At 51.7% G+C, this 10240-nt stretch carries 11 protein-coding genes; 6 read left to right on the top strand and 5 right to left on the bottom strand.

Features of this window, described 5'->3' with window-relative positions; all coding sequences use genetic code 11:
* Window positions 1–345 precede the first annotated feature (345 nt).
* Window positions 346–1134, top strand: a complete 789-nt coding sequence (locus NY07_RS12790) for a hypothetical protein (protein WP_033539743.1) — start codon at window positions 346–348, stop codon at window positions 1132–1134.
* A gap of 487 nt (window positions 1135–1621) precedes the next feature.
* Here NY07_RS12790 and NY07_RS12785 read toward each other — a convergent pair whose 3' ends face one another.
* Both NY07_RS12785 and NY07_RS12780 read right to left on the bottom strand, forming a co-directional pair.
* Window positions 1622–2779, bottom strand: a complete 1158-nt coding sequence (locus NY07_RS12785; protein ID WP_033539742.1) for a membrane dipeptidase — start codon at window positions 2777–2779, stop codon at window positions 1622–1624.
* 173 nt (window positions 2780–2952) lie between these two features.
* The gene (locus NY07_RS12780; protein ID WP_033539741.1) at window positions 2953–3624 is read right to left on the bottom strand and encodes a type 1 glutamine amidotransferase domain-containing protein; all 672 of its coding nucleotides are present in this window, start codon (window positions 3622–3624) and stop codon (window positions 2953–2955) included.
* Window positions 3625–3735: 111 nt separating this feature from the next.
* Here NY07_RS12780 and NY07_RS12775 point away from each other — a divergent pair, with 111 nt between their 5' ends.
* On the top strand, window positions 3736–4617 hold the full coding sequence (locus NY07_RS12775; protein ID WP_033539740.1) for a LysR family transcriptional regulator: 882 nt from the start codon (window positions 3736–3738) through the stop codon (window positions 4615–4617).
* Here NY07_RS12775 and NY07_RS12770 read toward each other — a convergent pair whose 3' ends face one another.
* Window positions 4618–5193 carry a TetR/AcrR family transcriptional regulator gene (locus NY07_RS12770; protein WP_033539739.1) on the bottom strand — a complete coding sequence of 192 codons (576 nt, stop codon included), beginning with the start codon at window positions 5191–5193 and terminating at the stop codon, window positions 4618–4620. It abuts the gene before it with no gap.
* A gap of 24 nt (window positions 5194–5217) precedes the next feature.
* Complete coding sequence (locus NY07_RS12765) at window positions 5218–6642, bottom strand: coniferyl aldehyde dehydrogenase (RefSeq protein WP_033539738.1); 1425 nt, start codon at window positions 6640–6642, stop codon at window positions 5218–5220.
* Between the two features lie 279 nt (window positions 6643–6921).
* On the opposite strand from NY07_RS12765, the gene NY07_RS12760 reads away from it, so the two are divergent.
* The 3 genes from NY07_RS12760 (at window position 6922) to NY07_RS12750 (ending at window position 8463) form a co-directional block, all read left to right on the top strand.
* Window positions 6922–7299 carry an STAS/SEC14 domain-containing protein gene (locus tag NY07_RS12760; protein ID WP_033539737.1) on the top strand — a complete coding sequence of 126 codons (378 nt, stop codon included), beginning with the start codon at window positions 6922–6924 and terminating at the stop codon, window positions 7297–7299.
* 205 nt (window positions 7300–7504) lie between these two features.
* Window positions 7505–7936 carry a universal stress protein gene (locus NY07_RS12755; RefSeq protein ID WP_033539736.1) on the top strand — a complete coding sequence of 144 codons (432 nt, stop codon included), beginning with the start codon at window positions 7505–7507 and terminating at the stop codon, window positions 7934–7936.
* 83 nt (window positions 7937–8019) lie between these two features.
* Complete coding sequence (locus NY07_RS12750) at window positions 8020–8463, top strand: universal stress protein (protein WP_033539735.1); 444 nt, start codon at window positions 8020–8022, stop codon at window positions 8461–8463.
* Between the two features lies 1 nt (window position 8464).
* Here the strand turns inward: NY07_RS12750 and NY07_RS12745 are convergent, their stop codons facing one another.
* Window positions 8465–9043 carry a TetR/AcrR family transcriptional regulator gene (locus tag NY07_RS12745; protein ID WP_033539734.1) on the bottom strand — a complete coding sequence of 193 codons (579 nt, stop codon included), beginning with the start codon at window positions 9041–9043 and terminating at the stop codon, window positions 8465–8467.
* Between the two features lie 131 nt (window positions 9044–9174).
* Between NY07_RS12745 and NY07_RS12740 the strand changes: the two genes are divergently transcribed.
* Entirely contained in the window at window positions 9175–10215 is a 1041-nt protein-coding gene (locus NY07_RS12740) for an alkene reductase (RefSeq protein WP_033539733.1), read from the top strand.
* Window positions 10216–10240 lie beyond the last annotated feature (25 nt).

The raw sequence follows: 10240 nt of genomic DNA, 5'->3' as shown, positions 1-10240 counted from the left end.
TGCCATCGACGTCCGCAGATGCATCTACACCAGAATTTCCAATTTCTTCGATTTGACTGCATTTGTTGCCGATAGATATGAAAACTTAGTGCATCTTTGCCACTTTACTATCTATAGGTGGCAAACCGAGTGAATTAAAAAATCATTAATTTCATGCGTTTAAACTTAAGCTCGCTAGGCGGGAGGTTTGGAAAAGCGCATGCGCGTTTTTCGGGATGGTGTATTTGAAGTAGAAGTGATAACTTCTTTACAATACAATCAGTTAACAATGCGTGTTTCACTACTTTAATGACGTAAACGCGCATGCGCACTAATAAGCTGTTATACCTTTATGGAGATCGGTACTTGCAGATAATCATTTTCATTGTGGCAATACTTCTGTTTATCTCAGGCGTAGGGCTTGGTTATATGGATAAGGTAGGGGCCGCTACTGCAACCTATACTGCCGCAGTATTGAGTCTTATTTTTGCCTTCCTGCCAGAATTCAAAAAATTTAAGGGTCTAGGAATTGAGGCCGAGCTGCTTGATAAAAAGATCGAAGAAACTGAGCATCTTTTGAAACAGCTCAGAGATATCACAGCCCCAATTTCAGAAATGCTAATTTCATCAACGGCACGAGCAGGGCGCTGGGAAGCAGGTCTTCCAAGAAGTCAAAAATATGAGCTAATACAGAGAATTGAGAGTGAGCTTAAAAAGTGTGGCGTTGAAGCTGCTCAATTAGAGCGAGCCAAGGCAGACTGGCACTTCTACAACATCTTTGATCTAGCATCTCCAATTTTTGAGAGAATTACTAAGAAGCTCCAACCTATTCAGCAAGAGCGAGAGAAGACTCTAGGAGAATTTAAACAGCCTATAACCCCAGATAGAATGGATGAATACAATAGACTTATTAAGCATCGCAACGAAGTTAGCAAAGAAATTGCCGATCTTCGCGATCTATGGCAGATAAAGAAGCAGGACAACCTTGCTACGCTGATACTTGAGTCTATATCGAATTCTGGCTCTCTTAGTGAGGTTGAGAAATCTAGCTTAATCCATGAGCTAGAAGAAGAGATTCGTGACCTTGAACACTATATAAAGCACAAAGAATTTCGGCGGTTATCTGTGTGGTTTGCGAATGATGATAGTGAGTAGCAAAGGTATAACAAGTAATTGTAGTCGCCCGCAAGCGGACTGGGACCGCCGCTGCTACGCAGCTCCGGCCCCAAATTAGGCGTTAGCAAATAGAAATATTAATCTGAAATTCACATATTAGAGCTATCAACCTCACAAGCTTGTGTCTAGAAGTTTCCCATCAGGTCAAATCGAAGAGACGGATAACTCGGTGTAAACACGCTTTTGGCCTTCGAAATCAGGGATGATTTCGCAGAGCATCCAAGGATGGACTTGCTGCGTGCCAAAAGCGTGTTTGCACATTAGCCTGCCGCAGGCAATTCAAAACATTGATGGTTAACACTCACTTAAGCTAAGTTCAAGCAGAGTAAGCTGCGCATCTCAATAATAAATTTCGTAAGTGTTTCGCCACACCCTTCAGAGCACTAAAGGTTAGTGCTCACCTAAGCGTGAAGCAGGCTGGCCGTTAACCAGCCTAGGTTAGAGTAACCAGCCTGGGTCAGAGGGACTAGCCTAGTACCTCGGCCAACACCCGCTGCCAATTCCCACCCATGATCTTAATGCGATCGCCGCTGCTGAATCCGGCGCGGGACAGGGCGCTGTCGATGCGCTCCATGCGCTCGATATGGTTAAGCTCTGGGATCACCACATGTTCGGGTTCGTGGTCGAAGCCGAGTACGCCGCGGGCGCGCAGGCTGTGCCACCACTCAATGTATTGTTTTACCCCTTCGGCGTTGTCATTACCCAGCGCCAATAAGTTTTCGTGGCCGCGTAGTGGATAGTCGTTGGCAATCGCTACGGCGCCGATGCCGCCGACATTGGCCACATGCTTGAGCTGCGCCAGATAGTGGTCTGTGGTGGGCGTGTGCTCTGTGGTGAGCCAGAAGGTCATCATAAAGACGCCGAATAGGCCGCCGGTATCGGCGATCGCCTTGATCACCTCATCGGGTGAGCAGCGGGCGTGATTGACGATGGCGCGCACGGCGCCGTGGCTCTGCACTATGGGCGCGCGGCTGGCCCTGGCGCTATCTAGTGCCGACTGAGGGCTGGAGTGGCTGACATCGAGAAGCATCTTCTTACTGTTGAGCTTATCGATCAGCTGGTGGCCAGCCTTTGTCAGCGGCAGGTTGAGCCCTTGCTTGCCGTCGTTGTCCAGTGCGCCGCCGCTAAACAGGTTGCCATAGTGGTGGGTAAGCTGCAGTACCCTAAGGCCGCGCTCATAAAACTCATCCACCTGATTGAGATCTTGATTTATGCTCTGCTCGACGCAGTCGGCGCCCTGAATTTGAAAGAAGACGGCAGTGCGTCCGCTTTCATGGGCAAGCTCGATATCCTTGGCGCTGCGCCCCAGCAATAGTTTGTCTGGGTTGGCGTTTACCCGCTCTAAGGCCTCGCTGATGCTTTTGACACAAGCCTTGTAGGTGCGTTTGTAGTTTGTGGTGCCATCGGCCTGTTCTATGGCCTCGATGGCTGAGATATCACACAGGTAGGCATCAAGCTTTGAGGCGCTGAGATCGGCTAAGTCGTCGGGCAAAAAGGAGAGGCCATCGATATAGAGGGCTTTTTGAGTCGCTTTTGCCCATGCAGGGAGGGGGGCTAGGTGTGTCAACAGACCGGCAGCGGCCAAGCCCTTAAGTAGATGGCGTCGTTGCATTTGCACAGGCATATAGCGCTCCTCATATAGTTGTTATTATCGCGGCAAATCAATGGGATTAAGCTGCTGATACTAACATCAAACCATCTGGCAGTGGAGCTTTGCGGGACACTCATGGCCATTGAATTAGCCATTGAATTAGCCATTGAATTAGCCACGGAAATGACCATGAGTGTCGGTTGAGCCTAAGCTAAGTGTGCGGCAATCGCCTTACCAACGGCGCTAGCACTGGCAGGGTTTTGCCCGGTAATGACTCGTTGATCTTCTATGATAAAGGCATTCCACGGCTGGACCTTGTTATAGCGCTTTGCGCTGCGGGTCAGTGCTTCTTCGAGCAGGAAGGGGATCTTATCTATGGTGCCATAGTCGATCTCCTCTTCACGGGTAAAGCCGGTTACCGATTTGTCGGCAATCAGTTTTTCGCCATTGCTCAGTGTGATGGGCAGTAAGCCGGCTGGTCCGTGACACACGGCGCCAATGACACCACCATTTTCGTAGTGCGCCGCACTGAGCTGGGCAACGGCTTCATTGGTGGCCAGATCCGATAGCAGGCCAAATCCACCCGGATAGTAGATAGCGCTGTATTGCTCAATATCTATCTGTGAGGCGGGAATGGTATTGTTGACCCGGCTGATAAACGAGGCGTCCTGTACCATAGATGCGTTGACCTCATCACCTTCGATATCTGTGCCATATAGGGGGGCCTTGCCGCCGTCGATTGAGACAAGATCATAATCAAGGCCTGCGGCTAATAGCTCATGCAGCGCATGGGTGAGTTCTGGCGCAAAGGTGCCATTGGCTTCGTCAGTGGTGCCGAGTGTGGCGTGGTTTGTCAAAAAGATAAGTACTTTTTTCATGGTGCAGAGTTCCTGTTATTACAAAGTGGTCTCATTGTAATTGTTGCCGGTTGTTGTGATAATCCATCAAGTTGGCAAATTAATATTGTTATATAGCAACAATGGTGATGCATGGATAGTTTTGAGGGGATTGTCGAATTTATTGCGGTTGCCGAGTCTAATGGCTTTTCGGCGGCGGCACGCCAACTGGGAAGTTCGACCAGCCATGTGAGTCGTCAGGTGGCGAGGCTTGAGGCGCGACTTGGCTGCGCCCTATTTGCAAGGACCACTCGTAGCGTTAGCCTGACACAGGCTGGACTGGGTTATTATCGCCAGTGTCAAAACCTGATGGTGGGACTTAGGCAGGCCAATGAGGAAGTGAGTCAGCAGCAACAGCAGCTTAGTGGCACCCTGAGGGTTAGTGCTGCCGGGGCGTTTGCCGAGCAGTATATCGCTCCGGTATTGATCGATTTTGCCAGGCAACATCCCGCCTTAACCATAGACATGGACTTCAACAGTCGAATAGTTAACTTTGTCGAAGATGGTATCGATTTCGCGATTCGCTTTGGAATGTTAAAAGACTCAGGCCTGGTGGCGCGTAAGTTAGCGAATCGAGACATGATGGCGGTGGCAAGCCCTGAGTATCTGGCCGAACATGGTACTCCTAAGACGCCTCAGGATCTCAGGTTGCATAGCTGCATCATCTCTAACAATGATCACTGGCTGTTTCAACAAGACGATATAGAGCTGAACATCAAGGTGGAAGGGCGCTGGCGCAGCAACAATGTGCCAGCGGTGATCGCGGCAGCAGAGCAGCATTTGGGGATTGCCTATCTGCCTAAGAGTAGCTTTATCGTGCCGCTGGCTAAGGGCAGCCTGGTTCCTGTGTTGTCACCCTATTGGAATCGCGGCCTCACCAGCTGGATTGTTTACCAAAACCGCCGTTTCTTACCCATGCGGGCGCGAATGGCTATCGACCATCTGATTGCACATTTTGCCGATTGGCAGGAGTGATCACCGCGCGGCCATGGCATTCCAGAAGAGGGCAAAGCTAGCGGTGCGCTGCTCTTCATCCTGCCAGCGTTCTGGGTGGTCGACAAAGTAGCGGGTGGCGGCCAGGTATTGGCCGTGGCAGTTGTCTTGCATCAGTTCAATGGGATATTTAGCCAGCTCGCCACTTGCCTGCCCCTGTCGGATCAATTCGGCAATAAAGCCTAGGATGCTGTGCATCGCCTGAGCGCGCACCGACTGCTCGACGGTTGGCGACATCGAATAGAGCTGAAAAAAAGCCTGTTTGAGCGGATTGGCCATGGCCCAGGTGAGCGCGGCAAACCACAGCTGCTTGGCATCTTGCTTAAGCTTGCCACTCTTGCTTGCACCCGCTTGTATGGCGTCGGCAAACTCCTGTTTGACGCCGAGAAACAGCTGCTCGAGCAGCTGCTCTTTAGAGGGAAAATGGTGAAACAGTGTGCCTGTGGCTACGCCTGCCTCGCGGGCGATGGTGGCCGTGCTGGTAGCGTGAAAGCCCTGACTGACAAAAAGCTGCAGTGCGGTATCTAAGATGGCTTGTTTCTTCTGACTTTTGCCCATGGCAATCTCTCTCAATCTCACCCTTTAGCGTAAAAATAGCTTCATCAGCAGCTGCTGAATGGCAGTGCCATAGGGAGGGTGTACCAGCTTGCCGGTATTGAGCTTGCCACGGCTCAGTATGGTCTTGGCGTGGCTCATGGTGAGGAAACCTTCCTTGCCATGGTAGTGGCCCATGCCTGAGGGGCCGATACCGCCAAAGGGGGCATCGTCTGCCGCCACATGGAATACGGTTTCGTTGATGCACACACCACCCGAGTGGGTCTGGTTGAGCAGACGCTGTTGGGTATCGCTATCGAAGCTCATGATATAGAGCGCCAGCGGACGAGGGCGGTCATTCACATAATCGATCGCCTGCGCCAGGTTGTCATATTCGATGATGGGCAGCAGAGGGCCGAAGATCTCCTCCTGCATGACGAGCATCTGCTCGTTCACCCCAGTGATCAATTGTACCGGCAGCTTGCGGCTGTCGGGGGCAAGGGTTTCCTGAGAGCTTGGAGTGATCTGCGCCCCTTTGTCGCGGGCGTCTTGCAGCACCGCCTGTAGGCGCTCGAATTGTCTTGGATTGATGATGGCGCCGTAATCTGGATTATCACCTATCTCACCGTACATTTGCTTAAATTTGGCGATAAAGGCCTGTACGAAGGCGTCGCTCTTGCCTTTAGGTAGCAGCACATAGTCGGGGGCGACACAGATCTGTCCGGCGTTAAGGCATTTACCGTAGATCATCCGCTCCACGGCGGTATCCAGTGGCATGTCCGGGGCGATGATCACAGGTGACTTGCCTCCCAACTCTAAGGTGACTGGCGTGAGATTGTCAGCGGCGGCGCGCATCACATGGCGGCCAACCGTGGTGGAGCCGGTAAATAGCAGGTGATCGAAGGCCAGTGCCGAGAAGGCGGCGGCGACGTCGGCTTCCCCTTCGATAACGGCAACCACACTCTCATCAAACAGGTCGGCGAGCATCTGTTTGAGTACCTTGTTGGTCTCTGGGGTGAACTCAGACAACTTGATCATGGCGCGGTTGCCAGCCGCAAGCGCCGTGATCAAGGGGCCGATGGAGAGCATCACAGGGAAGTTCCACGGCACTATGATGCCCACGACGCCCAGGGGCTGATACTGCACCTGCACCTTGGCGGGCGCTAATAAAATCCCCGCGTGGCGACGGCTGGGCTTCATCCAACCTTTGAGCTTTTTCAGTGTGTAGTTGATGTTGTTGACGCAGGGCATGATGTCGGAGATGCGGCTGTCATCACTGGATCTGTGGCCATAATCGGCACTGAGGGCATCGACGATTGCCTGTTGATGGCTCAGCAGCGCCTGCTTAAGGGCGATAAGCTGTGTCTCGCGTTGCTGCCTAGATGGCGCCCCTTGCTCACGAAAGCTTGCCTTCTGTCTGGCGAGCAGCTGATTGAGGCTTTGGCTTATGTCGAGATTTGCGGGCATATTCATCTGGCTATCCATCCTGTCTGCGTTAAGTCTTTGATAAGCGATGACGCCATTTTTTACGGCGTCATAGGCGTGTTTTCAAAAACCGACTGATTAGTCGGTCTAATATTATGTCAACCTTGAAGTTAGGTCAAATCCTGAGCGATATCCGAACAAAGTGTGATCTAGATCAAATGCGTGGTGATGGGATGAAAACTAAAATTTAGTTAGGGCCTGTTGAGCTTTGCTGTTTGTTTTTACTGCAGACCCTAGGCACTTTTGTTGTCTTGGCAGGAGGTTGTCATGAGCGCTGAGTTACATGGTATTGCTATCGGTATAGAGCGAAATCAGGAGAATGTTTATCTCACCTTTAAGGCGGTCGGCAAGCTGACCCATCAAGATTATCTGCAGATGACGCCGCTACTCGAATCTGCCCTGGCCGGGGTTGAGAGCCCTGAGATCCTGGCGCTTATCGATATTACTGAGCTCGATGGTATTTCGCTACATGGTGCCTGGGACGATCTCAAGCTGGGGATAAAACATGGCAAAGAATTTAAGCGGGTTGCCATCGTGGGTGAGGGTGATGTGCAGCAGTGGATGACGCGTGTGGCAAACTGGTTTACCTCGGGTGAGTTTAAGTTTTTCGAGGATAAAAAGAGCGCGCTCGCCTGGTTGTTCTAGCCAGTTTAGTGCTTGATCTTCGTCAGTGGTGAATGGATTTGAGCTTAGCGATTAATCTTAGTTTAAGTAGTGGCTTGCGCAGCACTTGGGTATTAAGGTTAAGGGTGATAAAGGGCGCTGCAAGGGTAGGGAACTGTCAAGCCTGTGTCACCTTTATCCGCTATGCTTAAGTAAAGTGATTGCCGATTGTGCTAAGGAGTAACAGATGAGAAAAGGTCAAATTTTATGCCCGACAGATTTTTCTGACACGGCGTCCCATGCCCTGTCTTATGCTATCGAAATGGCAAATCTTTATCAGGTGGGATTTCGCCTGCTCCATGTGGTAGAGCAGCCTATGGGTGATGAGAATTTTCAGATCTTGGCTATCACGCCCGAAGAGCTTGCCAAATCGATGGAAGAGGCGGCGGCCGAAAAAATGCAGTCCTTGCTGGCTAAACTCGATAGTAACCTGCCTATCGAGACCATGATACGTCGTGGCGATCCCGTTACCGAGATTCTGGCCGAGGCGGAAGAGAGCAATGTAGGCATGATAGTGATTGCCAGCCACGGCCGCACAGGCTTGTCTCATTTTCTGCATACCAATGTGGCTGAATCGGTGGCTAACCGCGCCAAATGCCCCGTGCTGGTGGTGAAGTAGAGTTGTGCTCAGATAGCACCGAACTAGCTTAGCGGGTCTGCCAAACCGGGGCGCGGCGAACGCTATATTTGAGGAGGTGTACTATGCGTACACGTCAAATACTGTGCCCAACGGATTTTTCCGAGACGGCATCACACGCCTTGGGTTATGCCATTGAGATGGCGACCCTCTATGGCGTCGATCTACGTATCGTTCATGTGGTGAGCGAACCTTACGGCGCCCATAACTATGGGATTGTAGTGGAGAGTAACGAGGAACTAGAGCAGTATCTGCATGCCTATGCCAACGGCAAGTTGGGAGAGGTGGTGAGAGAAGCAAAGATTAAGATGCCGCCAAACCTCAAGGTCCATAGCGAGGTTCGCTCCGGTGGCGTACTGGGCCAAATCTTACTCGACGCCGAAGAGCATGATGTGGGCATGATAGTGATCGCCAGCCACGGCCATACCGGTCTGGCACATCTGCTTAATCCCAGTGTGGCCGAGGAGTTGGCCAATAAGGCTAAATGCCCAGTGATGGTAGTGAAATAGCCTAACTGCGGCAGGTGTCTTGAAGAAGTTGCTGCGCCAGAGCGTGCAATACCTCTGGCGCGGGTTTGGTATGGGCAAAGGTTCTGAGCCCATAGATCCCCATGATGAAATAGCGCGCCAGGTGGCCGCCATCCCCGTTAATCTCGCCCTTGACGATAGCCTGTTCAAACTGGGCTTCCAGCGTCTGTTGCCAGCCGTCGAGATGTAGCTTAATGGCGTCTCTTATCGACTCATCTTGTTCAGCCACTTCATTTAGGGCCTTGGTGAGCAGGCAGGCTTTAGGTGTGCCCTCGCACAAACACTCATCGACTATGCCGGTTAAATAGCGTTTAAGCTGCTCGACGAAGGGGAGTGACGAGCTGAAGCAGGCCGTTAGCTCGGCGTGACGGTCTTGACCATATTGTTCGATGACCGCAAGCAGTAGGCCCTGCTTATTGTCGAAGGCGCAGTAGATGGAGCCCGGATGTAACCCTGTGGCCTTGGTGAGATCTTGCATACTGGTTTTGGCATAGCCCTTGTCGATAAAGGCATTCATGGCCTGTCTCAGTACCTGCTGGCGATCAAATTCGGCGTTGCGCATCTGGCTCTTCGTGTTGTTTCTTGGGCGATAAAGGGCATTGTACTTAATTTTGAATGTTCGTTCAAAAAAGATCTTGAATTGATCCTGAGCAGGCGTTATCTTGAACGCTCATTCAAGATAGAGACCCGAATATGACTGCCAATCTTTTTGAGCCTTATGCACTTAATGCCAGTATTACCCTTAACAATAAGATTCTCATGGCGCCGCTCACTCGTTGTCTGGCAGACGATGACTTGGTACCCACTCAGGCGATGGCGGACTACTATGCTCGCCGTGCCGATGCCGGACTTATTATCTCGGAGGCGGTGATTATTCGCCCCGATGGCCAAGGCTACCCCAACACGCCTGGCCTGTTTACCCCTGAGCAGATCCAGGGCTGGCAGAAAGTCACTGCCGCCGTTCACGCTAAAGGCGGTAAGATCTTTGCCCAGTTGTGGCACACCGGCCGTGTGGCGCACTCACATTTCTTCGGTGGGCAGATAGTGGCGCCATCGGCGGTTAAGATTGAAGGTACAGTGCCACGTCAGCGTGAACTGGCCTATGAGGTGCCTAAGGCGCTGACGACTGCGGAGATAGAACAGTTGGTGGCCGACTATTCACAGGCTGCGGCGAATGCGATCGATGCCGGTTTCGACGGCGTCGAGATCCATGGCGCTAATGCTTACCTTATCGATCAATTCTTGCATCACGACAGTAATCGTCGCGATGATGAGTTTGGTGGTTCGCCAGAGAATATGGCGCGCTTCCCGCTGGCTGTGGTCGATGCCATCGTTAAGCGTATCGGCAATGATCGCACAGCGCTGCGCGTATCGCCCGGAGCCTACGTTAATATGCAGGGTGATAGCCGTGACCGCGCCGTGTTCGACTACTTCTTAAAGCAGTTGGAGTCTCGTCAGCTCGCTTATCTGCATGTGGGGATATTCGATGACGCCATGGAGTTTGATTATCTTGATGGCCGAGTGTCTGACTATGTGCGTGCGCATTATGGTCAAACTTTAGTGGGCGTAGGAAGCTACACGGCAGAGGCTGGCGCGCGCGCCATCGCCGATGGTCGCTTCGATCTGTTAGCTATTGGTCGTCCCTTTATCGCCAACCCAGACTATGTCGCCAGGGTGCGCGATAAGCAGCCGCTGGTGGAATATTCTGATGCTATGTTGGCCGAGCTGGTTTAATTAGATATTCGATAATTTATTCAAA

The sequence above is a fragment of the Shewanella sp. ECSMB14101 genome (genome assembly GCF_000773485.1).
Lineage (GTDB): Bacteria > Pseudomonadota > Gammaproteobacteria > Enterobacterales > Shewanellaceae > Shewanella > Shewanella marisflavi.
Note: the sequence above shows the minus strand (reverse complement) of the source record. Positions and strands in the feature narration are given on the sequence as shown.

Coding starts and splice junctions, on each gene's coding strand:
- NY07_RS12785 (WP_033539742.1), bottom strand. CDS start 2,779: ATGCCTGTGCAAATGCAACGACGCCATCTACTTAAGGGCTTGGCCGCT.
- NY07_RS12780 (WP_033539741.1), bottom strand. CDS start 3,624: ATGAAAAAAGTACTTATCTTTTTGACAAACCACGCCACACTCGGCACC.
- NY07_RS12775 (WP_033539740.1), top strand. CDS start 3,736: ATGGATAGTTTTGAGGGGATTGTCGAATTTATTGCGGTTGCCGAGTCT.
- NY07_RS12770 (WP_033539739.1), bottom strand. CDS start 5,193: ATGGGCAAAAGTCAGAAGAAACAAGCCATCTTAGATACCGCACTGCAG.
- NY07_RS12765 (WP_033539738.1), bottom strand. CDS start 6,642: ATGAATATGCCCGCAAATCTCGACATAAGCCAAAGCCTCAATCAGCTG.
- NY07_RS12760 (WP_033539737.1), top strand. CDS start 6,922: ATGAGCGCTGAGTTACATGGTATTGCTATCGGTATAGAGCGAAATCAG.
- NY07_RS12755 (WP_033539736.1), top strand. CDS start 7,505: ATGAGAAAAGGTCAAATTTTATGCCCGACAGATTTTTCTGACACGGCG.
- NY07_RS12750 (WP_033539735.1), top strand. CDS start 8,020: ATGCGTACACGTCAAATACTGTGCCCAACGGATTTTTCCGAGACGGCA.
- NY07_RS12745 (WP_033539734.1), bottom strand. CDS start 9,043: ATGCGCAACGCCGAATTTGATCGCCAGCAGGTACTGAGACAGGCCATG.
- NY07_RS12740 (WP_033539733.1), top strand. CDS start 9,175: ATGACTGCCAATCTTTTTGAGCCTTATGCACTTAATGCCAGTATTACC.